General features: G+C 60.1%; 15 protein-coding genes and 1 pseudogene. 2 read left to right on the top strand and 14 right to left on the bottom strand.

Annotated features, from left to right (window positions below):
* The first annotated feature begins 6 nt into the window (after positions 1-6).
* Complete coding sequence (gene cysC / locus KSS94_RS27040; RefSeq protein ID WP_217841062.1) at positions 7-1,890, top strand: adenylyl-sulfate kinase; 1,884 nt, start codon at positions 7-9, stop codon at positions 1,888-1,890.
* Here cysC and KSS94_RS27035 read toward each other — a convergent pair whose 3' ends face one another.
* The 8 genes and pseudogenes from KSS94_RS27035 to KSS94_RS27000 all read right to left on the bottom strand — a co-directional run bounded on the left by KSS94_RS27035 (position 1,891) and on the right by KSS94_RS27000 (position 9,498).
* A complete protein-coding gene (locus KSS94_RS27035) occupies positions 1,891-3,183 on the bottom strand; it encodes a glycosyltransferase WbsX family protein (RefSeq protein WP_217841061.1) in 1,293 nt (430 codons plus the stop codon).
* Between the two features lie 42 nt (positions 3,184-3,225).
* Entirely contained in the window at positions 3,226-4,068 is an 843-nt protein-coding gene (locus KSS94_RS27030; RefSeq protein WP_217841060.1) for a class I SAM-dependent methyltransferase, read from the bottom strand.
* 106 nt (positions 4,069-4,174) lie between these two features.
* Positions 4,175-4,960 carry a TylF/MycF family methyltransferase gene (locus tag KSS94_RS27025; protein ID WP_217841059.1) on the bottom strand — a complete coding sequence of 262 codons (786 nt, stop codon included), beginning with the start codon at positions 4,958-4,960 and terminating at the stop codon, positions 4,175-4,177.
* Between the two features lie 74 nt (positions 4,961-5,034).
* Positions 5,035-5,841, bottom strand: a complete 807-nt coding sequence (locus tag KSS94_RS27020) for a sulfotransferase family 2 domain-containing protein (RefSeq protein ID WP_217841058.1) — start codon at positions 5,839-5,841, stop codon at positions 5,035-5,037.
* On the bottom strand, positions 5,831-7,228 hold the full coding sequence (locus KSS94_RS27015) for an ABC transporter ATP-binding protein (protein WP_217841057.1): 1,398 nt from the start codon (positions 7,226-7,228) through the stop codon (positions 5,831-5,833). Before KSS94_RS27015 ends, KSS94_RS27020 begins: the two co-directional genes overlap by 11 nt.
* The gene (locus KSS94_RS27010; RefSeq protein ID WP_217841056.1) at positions 7,218-8,036 is read right to left on the bottom strand and encodes an ABC transporter permease; all 819 of its coding nucleotides are present in this window, start codon (positions 8,034-8,036) and stop codon (positions 7,218-7,220) included. The genes KSS94_RS27015 and KSS94_RS27010 overlap by 11 nt, the downstream gene beginning before the upstream one ends.
* 44 nt (positions 8,037-8,080) lie before the next feature.
* Positions 8,081-8,245, bottom strand: a pseudogene (locus KSS94_RS27005) (dTDP-4-dehydrorhamnose 3,5-epimerase family protein); the annotation flags it as partial.
* Between the two features lie 245 nt (positions 8,246-8,490).
* Positions 8,491-9,498 carry a glycosyltransferase family 2 protein gene (locus KSS94_RS27000; protein WP_217841054.1) on the bottom strand — a complete coding sequence of 336 codons (1,008 nt, stop codon included), beginning with the start codon at positions 9,496-9,498 and terminating at the stop codon, positions 8,491-8,493.
* Between the two features lie 724 nt (positions 9,499-10,222).
* Here KSS94_RS27000 and KSS94_RS26995 point away from each other — a divergent pair.
* Positions 10,223-11,518 carry an MFS transporter gene (locus KSS94_RS26995; protein ID WP_217841053.1) on the top strand — a complete coding sequence of 432 codons (1,296 nt, stop codon included), beginning with the start codon at positions 10,223-10,225 and terminating at the stop codon, positions 11,516-11,518.
* 148 nt (positions 11,519-11,666) lie between these two features.
* Here the strand turns inward: KSS94_RS26995 and KSS94_RS26990 are convergent, their stop codons facing one another.
* The 6 genes from KSS94_RS26990 to KSS94_RS26965 all read right to left on the bottom strand — a co-directional run bounded on the left by KSS94_RS26990 (position 11,667) and on the right by KSS94_RS26965 (position 17,437).
* Positions 11,667-12,530, bottom strand: a complete 864-nt coding sequence (locus tag KSS94_RS26990) for an aldose 1-epimerase (RefSeq protein ID WP_217841052.1) — start codon at positions 12,528-12,530, stop codon at positions 11,667-11,669.
* Between the two features lie 24 nt (positions 12,531-12,554).
* Positions 12,555-13,478 (bottom strand): EamA family transporter, encoded by a 924-nt coding sequence (locus tag KSS94_RS26985; RefSeq protein ID WP_217841051.1) that lies wholly within the window; start codon positions 13,476-13,478, stop codon positions 12,555-12,557.
* A 165-nt stretch (positions 13,479-13,643) separates the two neighbouring features.
* Positions 13,644-14,924, bottom strand: a complete 1,281-nt coding sequence (locus tag KSS94_RS26980) for a TRAP transporter large permease (protein WP_217841050.1) — start codon at positions 14,922-14,924, stop codon at positions 13,644-13,646.
* Positions 14,925-15,452, bottom strand: coding sequence for a TRAP transporter small permease (locus KSS94_RS26975; protein ID WP_217841049.1), 528 nt, complete (start codon positions 15,450-15,452; stop codon positions 14,925-14,927).
* Between the two features lie 66 nt (positions 15,453-15,518).
* Complete coding sequence (locus KSS94_RS26970) at positions 15,519-16,490, bottom strand: TRAP transporter substrate-binding protein (RefSeq protein WP_217841048.1); 972 nt, start codon at positions 16,488-16,490, stop codon at positions 15,519-15,521.
* 65 nt (positions 16,491-16,555) lie between these two features.
* Complete coding sequence (locus KSS94_RS26965) at positions 16,556-17,437, bottom strand: glucurono-1,5-lactonase (protein ID WP_217841047.1); 882 nt, start codon at positions 17,435-17,437, stop codon at positions 16,556-16,558.
* Between the last annotated feature and the right edge of the window lie 16 nt (positions 17,438-17,453).

The raw sequence follows: 17,453 nt of genomic DNA, 5'->3' as shown, positions 1-17,453 counted from the left end.
ACAAAAATGCGCTCGTCCGAGCAACCTGCGCGGGTGCCCGCCACGCTTGCCGATTGGCTCGGGCAGCGGGCCTCTCAAGACCTTTTGAGGGTTATCGTCTGCGGCAGTGCTGGCGCTGGCAAGAGCACCTTGGTGGAGCGTTTGTTGTGCGAGTCCGGACAGCTTGGCGCAGAGCCCATGAGCGTATTGCAAGCCGACGTCAGAAGTCTGGGGGGGCAAGGCAAGAGCTTTGCGCTAGCCGCGCTGATCGATGGACTTGAGGCAGAACGGGAAGAGGGCATGACCATTGATGTGGGCTACCGTTTTCTCTCCACGCCCCACCGGCGCTTCATCGTTGCCGATACGCCAGGCAGTGAGCTGTATACGCGCAACATGGTCAGTGCAGCGTCCACCGCCACCGCCGCGATACTGCTTGTCGATGCACGCCAGGGCATGACGACGCAAACTCGGCGGCACGCCTACCTGGCGTCGCTGATTGGTATCAGGCATATCATTCTTGCTGTCAACAAGATGGACGAGGTGGCCTATGCCTCCCAAGTGTTTGCCGACCACCAGGCGGCCTTCAACGCAATGGTCGAGCCTCTGGGCTTGCACTGCGTCACAGCCATTGCGCTCTCGGCGCTGAACGGTGACAACATTGCCGCGCGCTCGGCGCAGACGCCCTGGTATCAGGGCCCTACCTTGATTGCCTGCCTGGAAACCCTCCAGGCCCAGTACCCTGCAGAAGCAAAAACGGTATTTCCGGTGCAATGGGTCAATCGCCCGGATGCCACATTCTGTGGTCTCAGCGGCACCTTGGCCTCCGGGCAGTTGGCGGTGGGAAGCGAAATGCGAGTGACCGCTTCGGGCCAGACAGCCAAAATCTCACGCATCGTAACTGCCGACAAAGACCTGGACATCGCCAACCCGGGTGATGCCATTACCTTGCAGTTGGATCGGGATGTGGACGCTGTACGGGGCGACATTCTGGCCGGCAGCGATACCCCGCTGGAGATGACTGATCAGTTCGAAGCCACCTTGGTATGGCTGCATGACGAACCTGGGCTGATCGGCAGGATGTATGAAATCAAGCTGGCCAATCAATGGGCCAGCGCCAGCCTCACCGCCTTGAAATATCGCTTGGATGTCACGACCCACGGTCATGAGCCCTGCAGAAAGCTGCAGTCGAACGATATCGCTGTCGCCAACCTTGCATTGAGCAAGCCCCTGGTCTTCGACAGCTACGCGCAATCGCGTACCTTGGGCGGGTTTGTTCTGGTCGACAAGTACAGCCATGCGACTGTCGCTGTTGGAATGATCAGCCACAACCTGCGCAGGGCACAGAACGTGCACCGCCAGGCGCTGAGCATTGGTCGCCAGGACCGTGAGCGGCTTAACGGCCACGCTGGCAAGGTTATCTGGTTTACCGGCCTTTCCGGCTCGGGCAAATCGACGCTTGCCAACGCACTCGAGAAGGAGCTCCATGCGCAAGGCATGCGCACCTATATCCTCGACGGCGACAATATTCGCCAGGGGCTCAACAAGGATCTTGGCTTCACCGACGCCGATCGGGTGGAAAATATCCGCCGTGTAGCTGAAGTCGCCAGATTGATGATGGACGCCGGAATGGTGGTAATGACGGCTTTCATCAGCCCCTTCAGAGCAGAGCGTCAGATGGCTCGGGAGCTGATAGGCGAGCAGCACTTCATGGAAGTCTTTGTCGATACGCCGTTAGAGGTCTGTGAACAGCGTGATCCCAAGGGACTCTACAAAAAGGCCAGGAATGGGCAACTGCCCAACATGACGGGGATTCACAGCCCCTATGAGCCGCCCGTCACGCCCGAATTCACCATTGCTGCATCGGGCGATGACCCAGCGTGCGCCGTCCGCACGCTGCTGGGGGCTATCTGATCAGCTGAACTTCGCCACCAGATAGCGGCCGAGGCGCACAAAGGGAAAAAGGACGCGGTGAAGCGGTTTGGTGCGCTTGATCGCTTCCTTTACTCGGGAAAACAGCCGAGCGCCATGGAATTGCAGCAGTTCCAGGGAGTCGCCTTTGAAGCTCCGGTATTCGGCTACATCGATGACGGGGATGTGGGTATGCGGAAACTGGCCGAAGCCGAATTTGCGGACCCCTTGCTTGGCATTCAGCGTTGCCTGGAGGAACCCATGGCCATGCAACCGGTCGGGCTCGAGATGGCAGCCTTCAGCCCACTCGTTCCAGGCGTTGATGAAAATCAGATTGTCATCCCTGGATTGCTTGACCAGATCGATGGTGGAAGACAGCCAGCACTCATAGTTTTCCGGGGTGCCGTTTAACATGACCAGTGCCCGGCTGTTGGTGCGCGCGGTGTTATCCCAAGAAGGGAATACCGTTTTGAATACACGCTGGCCGGTGTAATCCCTGCTCAGGTAGCCGCCTGCAACGGTGCCATACTGCATCACGTTGCCGGTGAAGGTTTCGTGGAAGGACAGCTCAGTGTTGACGTTCGCCTGCTTGAGGTTGTGGGGAGGGAATTCGACCCCGCTATCAAACCCGTATTGCTTGTAGTCTTCGTTGCCGTGGGTCAGCGCTGCACAGAGGTGGATTTCACCAATGCCGATCTCGCGGCAGTAGTCACGCCACACCAGCAGGGTTTTCCCGGCATCCGGTAAGTGCTGCGGACGGTAGACAATCAGAAAAGGTTTGCCGTCGACGCGAATGTACCGTGTGTCTTCAAAGATCGGCACCAACGACTTGATAAAGTTTAAATCATCGTCAGGCAGGTATCTCTGCGCGATGAGCACTTCATGCTCAGCCGCATCCCATCGCCTCGTCCAGTTCTCGTTGGCCCAGCACAGACAGAAGGGCATGTCGCTCTCAGGATCGGCCAGCATGTCGTCCAGGGGCTGGCGGAGTATGCGCTGGCCAGAGAACCAGTAGTAGTGATAGCAGAACCCGTCCACGCCATACTGTTTGGCCAGCTTGATCTGCTCGTGGCGTGATTCGCGAAGACGCAAGTCATAAAAGCCCAGGTCAGTCGGCAGATGAGGCTGGTAATGGCCATCAAATAACGATTTCGCCTTGGTGACGTTGGTCCATTCGGTAAACCCCTTCCCCCACCAACTATCATTTTCAGGCGTCGGATGAAATTGGGTCAGGTAGAAAGCGATCAGTCGTGGTACCTGATCGCGCTGCTCGGGGGGAGACTTGATAGTATTCATGAGTAATTATTCAGTACCGGGCAATGCCTAAGTAAAAATGTTTCACATGCGGACTCTGAAGAGCCCGAAAATCTTGCGTATCCGCAACTTGGCCTGTGGGCTCAGCCTTGCCGCAATACGTGATTTCACCGATGAAACGCTTGGCAACAGTTGGTCTACCGGTGCCGGCGGTATCAAGCTCACCGGTTCACCAGGGCCGCTGAGCGGCACCGCCTTGATAACCACCTGATAAACATGAGCGTGCGGGCTGCTCGACAGGGCCGATTTGACCTGGCTGCTCAAGCGTGACCAGGCAGGCGCGAACTCGGTATCCTCGGGAGGTTTGGTGACGAAACGAGCCTCGACGATTTTCAGCTCGGCCTGGGCGAACAGGTCTTCCATGTTCTTCAGGCCAAAGAATCGAATATGGGTGCGGTCCAGCAAGCCCCAGTCGCGGTAGTCGAAGTCGCCGGTCATCAAGCAACCCGCAATCGCGGCATGACCCACGTGCGGCAGCGAGATGACCAGATAGCCCTCCGGCGACATCAGCGGCACCATGCGCTTGAGTGTGGTCCAGGGGTCGTAGAGGTGCTCCAGAACGTCGGCAGCCACGACCACGTCAAAGCGCTCTGTACTGTCGAGCAGTTGTGGCCAGTCGGCGGCGTTCAGGTCGGCCTGCATGACTGCGTCGCAATACGGCTCGACCAGCTTGATCGCATCAGGATCGAGCTCGAGGCCGGTCACCCGACACTGGCCCTGCTGGGCAAGCAGTTTGGTGATGGAGCCCGGACCACAACCGATCTCGAGCACACGCTTGTGCTGCCCAACCATGCGTATCACATTGGCGGGCGCAGTCTGTGAAGCGGTATCTACCACGTAATCATAAGTATGCCGTGTGCTGCTCATGCACCTCTCCACGGTTTTTCAGAAATTTCCATTAGACGCGTTGCTTGCTTTTCTGGCGGAACGAACGCGTCCGTGCAAGGCATGGACCCAACGGCGCACATTGTCATCAGGCCACTTGCCAGTAGACGCCTACTCCGTCGATCTCGATGATCTCGGGGGTAATGTTCCTGCTATCCAGGAAGTCATGCACTGCCTTCTTACAGCCCTCGACGACGTTATAGTCATCCACGATGACATACCCGCCGACCGAGACTTTTTCGTACAGCGCGGTCAAGGCATCCATGGTCGACTCGTACATGTCGCCGTCCAGGCGCAACAGTGCCAGCTTTTGAATCGGCGCAGTGGCGAGGGTGTCCTTGAACCAGCCCTTCAGGAACTTGACCTGCTCATCGAGCAGGCCATACTTTTCAAAGTTGCGCTTGACCTGCTCCATGGAGACACTCAGATCGGCATAGGTATGAAACTTGTCGCCTTTGTCGGCCGGGTATTTCTCTTCGTCAGGCGGCGGAAGGCCTTCGAACGAGTCCGCCAGCCAGACGGTCCGATCCTTGATGCAATAGGCATCCAGCACGGCTCGTATCATGATGCACGCACCGCCGCGCCAGACGCCGGTCTCAATGAAATCACCTTCGACACCCGTGCCAATGACACTTTCGGTCAAGCGTCGCACGTTGGCCAGGCGCTTTCTTCCAATCATGGTATGGGCGACAGAAGGCCAGTCCCAGCCGTACTCCCTCAACTGTAGGTCAAACGTTTCGGACCCCAGGGCCTTCAGGGGTGGGTCTTCATAGATAGAACCTGTCAGGCAGTTCTCGGTGAGGTCCAGATTCTTTTCAATCAGTCGACGGCGTTCGGTCTGATGCCAATCGAGTAGTGCGCTGGTTTTGGACATGCTGAATACCCTAGTGTTTTCAGTGGCTGACCTCACAAGTGGGGCACGTGCCGTCAGGTCAGCGGCATCACGCTTCACTTAACAGGCAGCCAAGGCCGTATATATTTCGCGAAAAATGAATTGTTTTTCGACCAAGCCTTTTCATAGACAGCCCGGTCGAGATGAGTCAACTCATGAAGCAGCGCCAGGGTCGAGGGCGGCAGGTCCTTTGCCATGGGCCGTCCGGGGTTGGCGTTGGTGACAATCTTTTCAGTGGGGGGGGTGATGTTCAACGCCCGCAGAATATTGTCCCGATCTTTCTCGAAGGTCTCGGCAAAGCCGATATAGGAGAACTCGTCGAGGTGCTTGAGGGCGAGGGCGAGGATTTCCTCGGGGGGAATGATATTGATGTTGCGCCCGTTGGAGTTGCCATAACCATTGGCGAGTTGCCAAGCCTGGGTGTTCCAGATGCACGCTTTGACGTCGGCAGATTCCAGCCCGCGCTGCAGGAACTCTTCGAGGGTCAGCTCCTGAACCAGTTTGTAAATGCTGTACTCTTCGGGGTCGCGCGACTTGCAAAAATAGTAGAACGAAAGAATGCGCTCGATCGGGTCTCTCAGGAAGGTGAAAGAATAGCGCTGCTGCATGAAGGGTTTGGCAAAATCATAGCCGAAATGCCCGGAGATAAAAGGCAAGTGTCCGAACTCGACGAGTATCCGCTCATGGCTGAAAAACTTGTCCTTGAGCGGGAAGTCGGTGAAGCCCTCAAGATGATCGCCATGGCTGGAGACGTTCTCATTACCGTAATAAGCTCTGGCTAAATGGACGACCGATGAGCCGGCGGTCTTTTGAATATGCATGAAAATGGCAGGCTTGGGTGCCGACGACGATCTAGAACTCATTTGCTGTTTCCACTTTTGTATTACGCAATTCAATGCTGTCGAATGGCAAGCCAATCAGCCCACCCATTACACTCGAAGTTTGCGACTCCAGTATGAAGGCGTCATACATCCACTGAAGTTGGATGATCTCGCCATGCCGATCATCTGCCACTGCCACATCCACGGCATACGTGCCACGCGGCAGTATCGGAAAGCGGAAGCAGAATACCGCTTGCACTGTTTCGCCTGGTGCTGCAGCGACCGGTGTCAGACAGCTGTCGAGATGAGAGTTTTGCCCGATGACCACCTGCCCCAGCCTGTCCTTGATGTTGAACCCGATGATAAGGCTCCTGCATTCGACCAGGATGGACGCCTCAACTACTACCCTGACCGTTTCGCCGCCCACCACCCAGGACAGACGCTTGCCTTCGAGGTCTTCGAGACCGGCGTAATCAACTTGAGCGCCGCCGTTGCCGAAGCCCTTTTTCTCATGGGAAAACTCCACGATCTGGATATCGTTTCTCAGATTCGTGCTGTTGATGAAAGCCATGCGCATATCGCGGCTTTCAGACAGGCGCTTGGCGCGCGTGTCGCTGTCAACGGTGCTTGGGCTCAATGTGTTGTTGGCTGGCTGCCGCTCGCGGACGGTCGATTGATAACGTCTGGCGAGGTACTGCTCGCACACTTCTTTCGCCGGCCCGATGGCGACGGCTTGGCCTTTCTCCAGCCATATCGCCCTGTCGCAAAGATTGACGACAGCGCCGGCGTGATGGCTGACAAAGAAAACGGTGCCGTGCTTCTTGAAATCTCGCAAGAAACGCATGCATTTCTGCGAAAAGATCGCGTCGCCGACAGCCAGGGCTTCATCGATGATCAAGATATCCGCATCTACATTGGCGATGACGGCAAATGCAAGCCTTACGTACATGCCAGACGAGTAGCGTTTGACCGGTTGATTGATGAAATCTCCGATGTCGGCAAACTTCAGGATTGCGTCATACTTGGCATCGATCTCTGCTTCGCTCAGCCCCAGAATAGAGCCGTTCAGGTAGACGTTTTCCTTGCCTGTGAATTCCGGATTGAAACCTGTCCCGAGTTCAAGCAGGGCTGCGACCCGGCCCCGGGTCTGCACCGAACCGGTGGTGGGCGACAAGGTTCCGCAAATCAGCTTGAGCAGTGTTGACTTACCGGAGCCGTTGAGGCCTACGATACCGATGGTTTCGCCTTTCCTGACCTCGAAATGGATATCGCTCAGTGCCCAGAACTCGCGATAGTACTTCTGCGGCGCGCGGCCAAGCCGGGCCTGCAGGCGAGGGTAGATCATCTGTTTGAGCCGGTCTCGCGGGCTGGCGTACAGCTGGTAGCACTTGCTGAGGTTGTCGACGGCAATGGCGATTTCAGAGGACATCAGCAAACCCCCGGCGGGTGCGCTGGAACCAGGCAAAGCCAGCCCAGGCAAACAGTGCACCCAGCCCCAGTATTGCGGCCAATAACGAAAAGTCCGGTAGTTGCCCCATCACCAGCACTTTCCTTGCCTCCTGGATAATGACGGCAAGGGGATTGAGATGGAGCCAGATGTGGTATCGCTCGGGTAACGCCGAAATAGGGAAAAACACGGCGGACATAAACAGCATGATGGTGGTGAAAATCGCGGTAACTTGCCCCAGGTCGCGCAAGTAGACGCCCAGCGCCGAGAAAAACCAGGTCAACCCCATGATGCCAAGCACCAGGGGCAGCAGCACCAGCGGGAAGAACACGGCTGTCCAGGGTAATACCTGGTTGATTGCGACCTGCGCCAACAGCAGCACGATCAGGCTGACCGCCATGTGGAACAACGCGGCCCCCAGGGAGACCCAGGGCAGGATTTCCAGAGGGAAGATGACCTTTTTGACGTAATTGACGTTGGACACAACCAGCGCAGGGGCGCGGTTTATACATTCCGCGAACAACCCGTGCACGATCAAGCCGACAAAAAGGATGATGGCAAAATCCAGTTTGCTGTCTTCGGCCGAGGCCCAGCGTGAAGAAAAGACGCCCGAGAACACGAACGTGTAGACGCTGAGCATCAGCAGAGGGTTCAGGAATGACCAGGCAAGGCCTATCACCGAACCGCGGTAGCGAGCGAACACCTCGCGCTTTACCAAGGCTCTGACAAGGCTTCGGTTACGCCACAGGCTGGCCAGCATTTCGCACGGCGAGATTGGAAAGTCCTGCATCAGATGAACACCTCGGCTTGCCTCAGGGGCGAGCCCGCGGCATCTTTTGCCGAGCACGAGTGATTGTCCTGCACGAAGGATACAGGCCTGCCGATTGCAGCTTTGAACGTGCGCTGGTTGAAGCTTTCGAAAAAATAACCGCGATCGTCGCCAAATGCCTTGGGTTCGAAAAGAATTAAGACGGGAATCGTCAAAGGTGTCGATTTCATCAGTGGATCGTCTCGTGCAGCAGGCGTTTCGGATATTGAGCGTGGTCGCTTGTGGCGAACAACGCGGCAGGTCTTTCAAGCGCTTGAGGGGTGTGGCACCGGCTGCCGCTCGAGGCTAGCACGGGGCTGGCCGCGGCCACTTTCCCCGTTGGCACCCTGTTGGCGTGGGGATGCAGGTTGGCCTTGCTCGGTATCACACGGTTTTCAATTGAACCGGTGGCGCTGATCGCAAGAGCAGTCAATGTTCAGATTTTCCCGAAAATGGCAGCCGCAATCAGACCGATATTGCCCAGAAGCGTTTGGCGATAGATGCCACTGCGTTTGAGCTGGACGAGGCGGGGAACCAGGCTCATCTGACGGGCTTGAGCAAAGCGTCTGAATGTTTCTCGGTTCTCGGGGGTAAGCCTGTGCTCCAGTGTGCTCAGCGCCGCGACATTGCTATCGTTCCAGCGCTTGAAACGGCCTTCGAACACCATACGGATGCGCTTGAATCGAGCCATCCAGTTGGAATTGGTACCGATGATGTTGTTACCATGCTGGCGGTAGCGCAGCGTGGGTTTACTGTCGTAGAACACCTGGCCACCACAGCCGGTCACGACCATGTAAGCCCACCAGTCATGGGTGATGACCGAACAGTTTTCGCTGACGTCACGCAGTAATTCACGCGCGGCGCTGTTGAATACCATGGTGTTGCCACCGCCGATGTTCTGCATCAAGGCATTGGCAAAACTCGGGGATTTTTCGAACAGTGGAGACATGCCGATTTCATTGTTATCGGCATCGACCAGGCGGGTGCGCGAGCAGTAGAGTGCCGGTACGTCGGCGGGTACTTTTTCCAACCATTGCAAGGCACGCGAGAGCTTGTCCGCCTCCCAGACATCATCCTGATCGGCGTAGGCATAAAAGTCTGCTGCAAGATCGGGTTTGCAGGTGAGGGAAAGAAAATTGGCGGCGAAGCCTTCGGCAGGCCCATGGCAAACAGCCAGTTGTCCCTCGGACCATTTGTTTCGATATGTTTCCAAGATCGAGTAGGTTGAGTCTTTCGAGCCATCGTCGGATGCCCACACTTCCCAATGCTTGTGTGATTGGGCAATGAACGAATCCAATTGCTCTGCCAGGTAATTCTGGCCCTGGTACGTACAGAGCAAAATGGCCACTTTCGAAATCTTCGATGCATTATCGGGCATGGCGGCCACCGAGATAGGGATCTCAAAATTTACACTGCCACTCACGGCTTTACTCAGTTGCTCCATCAACTTCAACCTTCCTAGTGTTGAATCGAACGGTGAAAAACGCTTGTCTTGTATAGAAGGGCGCTAACCCGCGGCTGTCGCCTTGCGGCTCGTAGATCAGGCTAGGCCTAGCCCACAGGTGGGCTATCGCATTCACATTGAGGCGGCGCGATATTATGCCGCGTTTTGTGGCAATGGGATGATTCATTGCCCGCACCGTTGACCGATTTGTCACCTTCCGAATTTTCTTACATCTGCGAAGGAAAAGTCGTTCGCTTCCGCTCACTACAAATGCGAAGTCTTATCAATTGCACTTGGTGTCAGTAGGCTATCAGCACAAATAAAAGCGGCCACTGCTTTATTCTGTTGGCAACACTCTATCACATAAAAAAATATAAGAAGCCTACCAGACAGGTGGGAGGGATCGTTGTGCATTGAGCGCTCAGGGCGGCCTGCAACAACGTCGATGCTTACCCTATGAATGCGCGTGCCTGCCGCTTGCTCCCTGAGGGTTTGCCGGCGACAGGCGACACACGCAGGAGGGGCGTCACCGGGGGAGGTGGTCGTATGACTATCATCGCGGGATCGCTGAAGCCTAAAGGAGGGAAGGAGCGCGAACGAAAAATAAGAAGTTGTACGACGACCTATGACATGGCACTCTCTGGCTTGAAACAATTTGTCTCAAATGGCCCTGCCGGCCCTTGAGCCAGTCACCACACCTCTAAAAACAAAAGCCAGGTGAACCATGAAGATCAAAGGCATCCGTTGGTGGATGGTCAGCCTTGTCACGGCTGGGCTCGTCGTCAACTACCTCGCCCGCAACACGCTGTCGGTGGCTGCGCCCACCTTGATGAGCGACCTCTCCATCAGTACCGAGCAATACGCCAAGATCGTCGCTGCCTGGCAGGTGTGCTACGCGCTGATGCAGCCGATCGCCGGCTGGTTCATCGACTTCATCGGCACCAAGCTGGGCTTTGCCGTGTTCGCCATGGCCTGGTCGGTAGCCTGTGCCGGTGCGGCGCTGGCTACAGGCTGGCAGAGCATGGCGTTCATGCGCGGGCTGTTGGGCATGACCGAGGCGGCGGGGCTGCCGGCCGGGGTCAAGGCCACCACCGAATGGTTCCCGGCCAAGGAACGCTCGGTGGCCATCGGCTGGTTCAACATCGGTTCATCGCTCGGTGCCTTGCTGGCGCCGCCGCTGGTGGTGTGGGCGATCCTGCACAGCGGCTGGCAGCTGGCGTTCGTGCTGGTGGGGGTGTCCGGCATTGTCTGGACCCTGCTGTGGATGCTGCTGTACAAGCACCCGCGGGACCAGAAGCGCCTGAGCCATGAGGAACGCGACTACATCCTTGCCGGCCAGGAGGCGCACTTCAAGCAGGAGGCCCGCGAGAAGGGCGCCTGGAAGCGTATCTTCAAGACCCGCAACTTCTACGCCATCGCCTCGGCGCGGATTCTGTCCGAGCCGGCCTGGCAGACCTTCAATGCCTGGATCCCGCTGTACCTGATGACCGAGCGGCACATGAACATCAAGGAAGTGGCGATGTTCGCCTGGCTGCCGTTCCTGGCCGCCGACATTGGTTGCGTGCTGGGCGGTTACCTGAGCCCGCTGTTCCACCGCTACTTCAAGGTATCGCTGTTCACCTCGCGCAAGATGGTGCTGGTGTTCGGCGCCAGCTGCATGGTCGGGCCGGCCTGCATCGGCCTGGTGGAAAGCCCCTATACCGCGATCCTGCTGCTGTGCATCGGCGGCTTTGCCCACCAGACGCTGTCGGGGGCGCTGTACTCGATCACCTCGGACTCGTTCAGCAAGGACCAGGTGGCCACGGCCACCGGTATGGGCGGGATGTGCGGTTACCTGGGGGCGGCGGTGTTCACCTTGGTGTTCGGCGTGCTGGTGACGCAGATCGGCTACAGCCCGCTGTTCGTGGTGCTGGCGGTGTTCGACGTGGTAGCCGCGGTGCTGGTGTGGAAGGTGGCGCGGGAGGTGTTGGCTGAGCCTGCCAAGCAGCCTGTGTCGGTGAGTTCCGAGGCGCTGGCATAGGGCATAGCGTTAAGAGCAACTGCCTTGTGCGGCCTGTGCTGGCCCCATCGCCGGCAAGCCGGCTCCTACAGGTACAGCACAGGCCAGACGGTCATGCGATCCCTGTAGGAGCGGGCTTGCCCCGCGAAGGGCTGCAAAGCAGCCCCGGCTACAGCGGCTGATACTGAACCTTGAACCCCAAACTCATCCCTTCCCCCGGCTGCAACAAGCGCAACCCCGGTCTGCCTGGCAGGTGATGGGCATTGACCGGGTGGCTGACCGGCTCGAAGCAGAAGAAGTCCTTGCCCTCTGGGCAGAACAGCAAAAAATGCTCGGCGCCGCTGGCGCTGCAGGCCAGCCGATAGCCAGGCTGCTCGATGAGGCAACTGCCCGGCCAGCCACCAAACCCATGATCGACCTGCCGCTCGGGCAACGGCCCCATGTATGCGAACTGCCAATCTTTGGGCAATGGCGCCTGGCGCGACGGTAGTTGGTCTTCATCCGCCAACCACACATGCTGCGCCAGCGCCTGCAACCGGGTCTCGGCATGGCGCGGAAAGTACGGGTGCAGCCCCAAGCCGAACCAGTTCGCCACCTCGCCCTGGTTGCTCACCTGCAGCTCCAGGCTCAGGCAGCCCTCATGCAGCTCCACATCCAGCATCGCCCGGTAGGCGAACGGCACGTCACTGTCGAGGGTCAGCCGTGCGCGCCGGTCGGTGTGGTGTTCCACCTGCCAGGCCTGTTGCCAGGCGCTGCCGTGGATGGGGTAGGGGTCATGTTCGGTGTTCGGCATCAGCGCCTGCCAGCCCTCGGGGCGGGCAAAGCCGCCCTCGGCGATGCGGTTGGACCACGGCACCAGCGGGTAGCAGCCCAGCCGGCGCGGCGTGCCGGCGGCCAGCGCTGACGCATCGCTGTGGCGCAGCAGCGCCTGGCCGGTGGCCTTCACCGTCCAGTTGACCAGGCTGGCGCCCACATCGGGGGCCAGGCTCAGGCGGGTCAAGTGGTCTTGCAGGTGCAGCAGGGTCACTGCCATCGAGGGCTCCTTGTCAAAAGCGGGTCAGCTGGCGCGGCGGTAGGTCAGCAGCACGATGCCGCACACCACCACGGCGCCGCCGAGCAATTGCAGGCCACCCAGTTGCTGGTCGAGCAGGGCCCAGCCCAGCAGCAGGGTGGCAATGGGTTCGACGTTCATCACCGGCGCGTTCTGCGCCATGTTCAGCCGCGGTACGCAGACGAACAACAAAGTGAAGGCCACGCCGTACAGCACCACCAGGCTGGCCAGGGCGGCCCAGCCGCCGGGGCTCGAAGGTGGCGACAGCCCGGCCGGCATCACTCCGCTGGCGCCGGCCACCAGCATGCTGCTGAACACCACCAGCAAGGTCAGCAGGCTGCGCACCGGGCCGCGTACCTCGGCCAGCTTGTGGTCGGTTATCCACAGGCCGCAGGCAAAGGCGCAGGCGGCGCCGAAGGCCAGGCTGACGCCCAGTGCCCAGTGCGGGTTGGCCTCGCCGCCGTCGGCCAGGCGCGCCGGCACATCCAGCGCCAGCACCAGGCCGCACAGGATCAACCCCATGAAAAGCACGGTGCGGCCGGTGGGGCGTGCGCCGCCTAGGGCCCAGGTGAGCAGCGCCAGCAGCATCGGGAAGGTGTTGCCCACCAACAGCGCCAGGGCCACCGGAATGCGCGCCACCGCCGAGTACAGGCACAGGCTCTGGGTGGCGATCAGCAGCCCCAGCAGCAGTTGCCAGCGCCGTGTGCCGCTGGGCAGGCCCAGGGCCTGGCGTTGCCACAGCAGCAGGCAGGCGAGTACCAGGAAGGTGATGCCTGAGCGACAGAGAATCGCCAGCAGCACGCCGGTGCCGTCATCGAAGGCGATGCGGGCGGCGACGTGGTTGGCGGCGAACGAGCAGGCCAGCAGCGCCAGCAGGGCGATGGCCAGCTTGCGCGGGAAGAGGGGTGGGGCAGTGGTGGTTACAGCCATGTGCAGGGTCCATTTGCAGAAGCACACCCCCGTGTAGGAGCGGCCTTGTGTCGCGAAAGGGCCGCGAAGCGGCCCCTCGGTCTCTGCATCAACGCTGAAATCCGGGGGCTGCTGCGCAGCCCTTTCGCGACACAAGGCCGCTCCTACACAGGGGATGGTTCGGGTTTACAGTACGACGCTAGGCAACCACAGCGAGATGGCCGGAATGTAGGTCACCGCCATCAGCACCAGGAACAGCGCCAGGTAGAACGGCAGCAGCGCCTTCACCGTCGACTCGATACTCACCTTGCCGATGGCCGACCCCACGAACAACACCGCGCCCACCGGCGGGGTGATCAGCCCGATCCCCAGGTTCACCAGCATGATCATGCCAAAATGCACCGGGTCCACACCGATGCCGGTGATCACCGGCAGCAGGATCGGCGTGAGGATCAGGATCAGCGGCGCCATGTCCATCACCGTGCCCAGCAGCAGCAACATGAAGTTGATGCACATCAGGATCACGTAGCGGTTGTCCGACAGGGTCAGGAACGCCGTGGTGATCTTCGACGGGATCTGCATCAGTGTCATCACGTAGCCGAAACTTGCGGCAAAGCCGATCAGGATCATCACGATGCTGATGGTGCGTACCGTGCGGTGCATCAGCTTGGGCAGGTCGCGCCACTTGTAGTCGCGGTAGATGAACATGGTCACGAAGAACGACCACACCACCGCCACGGCCGCCGATTCGGTGGCGGTGAACACCCCCGAGAGAATGCCGCCGAGGATGATCACCATGGCCATCAGGCCCCACAGCGCCTCGCCGGCGATCTTCAGCGCCTGGCGCAGCGGGATCACCTCGCCCTTGGGGTAGTTGCGCTTCTTCGCGAACACCAGGCACAAGCCCATCATCACCGCGCTCAGCAGCAGCCCGGGCATCACCCCGGCCATGAACAGCGAGGCGATCGACACCGTGCCGCCGGCGGCCAGCGAGTACAGCACCGAGTTGTGGCTGGGCGGGGTCAGCAGTGCCTGTACCGAACCACTGACGGTCACCGCAGTGGAGAACTCGCGCGGGTAGCCCTTGCGCTCCATTTCCGGGATCAGCACCGAGCCCACCGAAGCGGTGTCGGCCACCGACGAGCCGGAGATGGCACCGAAGAAGGTCGAGGCCATGATGTTGACCAGCGACAGCCCGCCGCGCACGAAGCCCACCAGCACCCCGGCGAAGGCCACCAGCCGGCGTGACATGCCGCCTTCGGCCATGATCGCGCCGGCCAGCACGAAGAACGGAATGGCCAGCAGCGAGAACTTGTTAACCCCGCCGGCCACCTGAATCATCATCGCCTGCAGCGGGATGTCGATGTACCAGGCGCCGATCAGCGCCGACAGGCCCAGGGCGTAGGCCACCGGCATGCCCAGCAGAATCAGCACGATGAAGCTGCCCAACAGAATGAGTGCATCCATTTATGCGGCTCCTTCGTTTTCTTCGAGCTGGTCGAAGCGCACCACCTTGCGGTGGCTCTGGTCGCCCAGCAGGAGTTTTTCCACCACAAACACCAGCGTCAGCACACCGCCGATGGGGATCGGCGCGTAGGTCATGCCCACCCGCACCCCTGGCAGCGAGGCCAGCGACTGGTTCCAGGTGGTGATGCATAGTTTGGCGCCGTACCAGGTCATGAACACGCACACCAGCACCATCAGCAGTTGCACCAGCACCGATACCAGCCGGCGCTGCAGCGGTGGCAGGCGGTCGGTGATCATCGCCACCGCCATGTGCGCGCCGGCGCGGTAGCTGGCGGCGGCGCCGACGAAGGTGAACACCACCATCAGCAGGATGGCCACCGGCTCCGGCCAGCTGGAGCCGGTGCCCAGCACGTAGCGGGCGAAGATACCCCAGGGGATGATCAGCGACATGGTCAGGATCGACAGGCCGGCAATCCAGATGCAGCTGCGGTACAGCGTGTCGTTCACGCTGAGAAATAGCGATTTCATAGGCGTCACCAAAGCGGCAGTGCGGCGGGCGCCGCACTGCCGGGGTCGTCTGGGAAGGGGCCGGGGTTACTGGACCGCGTCGATACGCTTCATCAGGTCGGCGTACTGTGCGCCGTACTTCTCGCGTACCGGGGCGGTGGCGTCATAGAACGGCTTGGTATCGACTGTGATGAACTCGACGCCGGCGGCCTTGAGCTTCTCTTCGCTGGCGGCAGACTTGGCGTCCCACAGCGCGCGCTCTTCCATCTGCGCCTCGCGGGCGACCTTCTTCACCAGCGCCTGTTGGTCGGGGGTGAGCTTGTTCCAGGTGGTCTTGGACATCACCACCGGCTCCGGCAGGATCAGGTGGTTGGTCAGGGTGAAGTACTTGGCGCTCTGGTAGTGGTTGTGCTCGAGCAGGGTTGGCGGGTTGTTCTCGGCGCCGTCGATCACCCCGGTCTGCAGGGCGCTGAAGATCTCGCCGGTGTCCATGGCGATGCCGTTGCCGCCCATGGCGTTCATCATGTCGATGAACAGCGGGTTGCCTTGCACGCGGATCTTCATGCCCTTGAGGTCTGCCAGGCTGCGCACCGGTTTTTTCGTGTAGAGGCTGCGCGAGCCGCCATCCATCCAGGCCAGGGCTACCAGGTTGAATTCGGAGTTGGTGATCTTGTCGAGGATCTCCTGGCCGATGTCACCGTCGATGACTTTGCGCATGTGGGCGTGGTCGCGGAACACGAACGGCATGTTGAACACGTTCACATCCGGCACCACCGGGCCAACGATGCCCAGGCTCACCCGGGTCATCTGCACGGCGCCGATCTGGGTCTGCTCGATCACTTCCTTCTCCGAGCCCAGCACGCCGCCGGCGAACATCTTGAAGGTGATATCGCCATTGCTGGCCTGTTCGAGCTTCTTGCCCATGTTCTGCTCGGCGACCACGGTCGGGTAGCCGGCCGGGTGAATTTCGGCGAACTTGATGTCCAGCGCCGAGGCCGGCATGGCCAGGCTGAAGGTGAGGGGGAGTACGGCAAGAAGCAGCTTGCGTTTGAAGGTCATGGTGAAACTCCGTGTTTTTTATTATCCGGTTTCGTTTGTGCAAGTGTTTGGGGTGCCGGGGTGGTTCAGCCGTGCCAGGCAGGCTCCTCCAGGCCCTTGGTGCCAGGGTTGAGGGCAAATACCCCGCCGGCCAGCGGCTGGTCGCCGAGGTCGGTGTCGGCAGGGCGGATCGAGGTGACGTACAGGGTGTCCAGGCTGGCGCCGCCGAAGGCGCACATGGCCGGTTTTTTCACCGGTACTTCGAGGGAGCGGTCGAGGCGCCCGTCGGGGGTGAAGCGGTGGATGAGGCCTGCGTCATTGCCGCAGATCCAGTAGCAGCCGTCCTGGTCTACCGCGGCGCCATCGGGGCGGCCGGGGTGCTCGCGCATGTCGACGAACAATCGCTGGTTGTGCGGCGTGGCGCTGTCGATGTCGTAGTCGAAGGCCCAGATCTTCTGCACCTCGGGGTGCGAGTCGGACAGGTACATGCGCCTGCCGTCAGGGCTGAAGGCCAGGCCGTTGGGCACGATCATGCCGGCCTGTTGCAGGTGCAGGCGGCCTTCGCCCTCAAAGCGGTACAGCGCGCCGACGCTGGCGCCTTGCTGCATATCCATCAGCATGGTGCCGGCCCAGAAGCGGCCCTGGCGGTCGCAGCGGCCATCGTTGAAACGCATGCCGCCCAGGGCGTGCTCGACGCCGCTCAGCAGGCGGCTGGTGAGGCTGCCGTCGGCCTCGGGTTGCAGCTGGAAAATGCCACTTTGCATTCCCGCCACCCAGCCCTGCGGGGCTCGGGCAATACAGGCGAGCATCTCGTCGCCTTGCCACACCTGATGCGCGCCGTCGGCCGGGCGCCAGCGGTGCAGCTGGCGGGCGGGGATGTCGACCCAGTACAGGGCTTGTTCGCCGGGGTGCCACACCGGGCTCTCGCCGGTGCCGTTGCGGGCGTCGATGATCAGTTCGCAATTCATGGGCAGGCCCTCTGAC

The organism is Pseudomonas fakonensis, from assembly GCF_019139895.1.
Taxonomy (GTDB): domain Bacteria; phylum Pseudomonadota; class Gammaproteobacteria; order Pseudomonadales; family Pseudomonadaceae; genus Aquipseudomonas; species Aquipseudomonas fakonensis.
This window is presented reverse-complemented; position numbering and strand designations above follow the sequence as displayed.

Excerpts from the sequence above, each read along its gene's own strand:
- cysC (WP_217841062.1), top strand. The coding sequence starts at position 7 with ATGCGCTCGTCCGAGCAACCTGCGCGGGTGCCCGCCACGCTTGCCGAT.
- KSS94_RS27035 (WP_217841061.1), bottom strand. The coding sequence starts at position 3,183 with ATGAATACTATCAAGTCTCCCCCCGAGCAGCGCGATCAGGTACCACGA.
- KSS94_RS27030 (WP_217841060.1), bottom strand. The coding sequence starts at position 4,068 with ATGAGCAGCACACGGCATACTTATGATTACGTGGTAGATACCGCTTCA.
- KSS94_RS27025 (WP_217841059.1), bottom strand. The coding sequence starts at position 4,960 with ATGTCCAAAACCAGCGCACTACTCGATTGGCATCAGACCGAACGCCGT.
- KSS94_RS27020 (WP_217841058.1), bottom strand. The coding sequence starts at position 5,841 with ATGAGTTCTAGATCGTCGTCGGCACCCAAGCCTGCCATTTTCATGCAT.
- KSS94_RS27015 (WP_217841057.1), bottom strand. The coding sequence starts at position 7,228 with ATGTCCTCTGAAATCGCCATTGCCGTCGACAACCTCAGCAAGTGCTAC.
- KSS94_RS27010 (WP_217841056.1), bottom strand. The coding sequence starts at position 8,036 with ATGCAGGACTTTCCAATCTCGCCGTGCGAAATGCTGGCCAGCCTGTGG.
- KSS94_RS27000 (WP_217841054.1), bottom strand. The coding sequence starts at position 9,498 with ATGGAGCAACTGAGTAAAGCCGTGAGTGGCAGTGTAAATTTTGAGATC.
- KSS94_RS26995 (WP_217841053.1), top strand. The coding sequence starts at position 10,223 with ATGAAGATCAAAGGCATCCGTTGGTGGATGGTCAGCCTTGTCACGGCT.
- KSS94_RS26990 (WP_217841052.1), bottom strand. The coding sequence starts at position 12,530 with ATGGCAGTGACCCTGCTGCACCTGCAAGACCACTTGACCCGCCTGAGC.
- KSS94_RS26985 (WP_217841051.1), bottom strand. The coding sequence starts at position 13,478 with ATGGCTGTAACCACCACTGCCCCACCCCTCTTCCCGCGCAAGCTGGCC.
- KSS94_RS26980 (WP_217841050.1), bottom strand. The coding sequence starts at position 14,924 with ATGGATGCACTCATTCTGTTGGGCAGCTTCATCGTGCTGATTCTGCTG.
- KSS94_RS26975 (WP_217841049.1), bottom strand. The coding sequence starts at position 15,452 with ATGAAATCGCTATTTCTCAGCGTGAACGACACGCTGTACCGCAGCTGC.
- KSS94_RS26970 (WP_217841048.1), bottom strand. The coding sequence starts at position 16,490 with ATGACCTTCAAACGCAAGCTGCTTCTTGCCGTACTCCCCCTCACCTTC.
- KSS94_RS26965 (WP_217841047.1), bottom strand. The coding sequence starts at position 17,437 with ATGAATTGCGAACTGATCATCGACGCCCGCAACGGCACCGGCGAGAGC.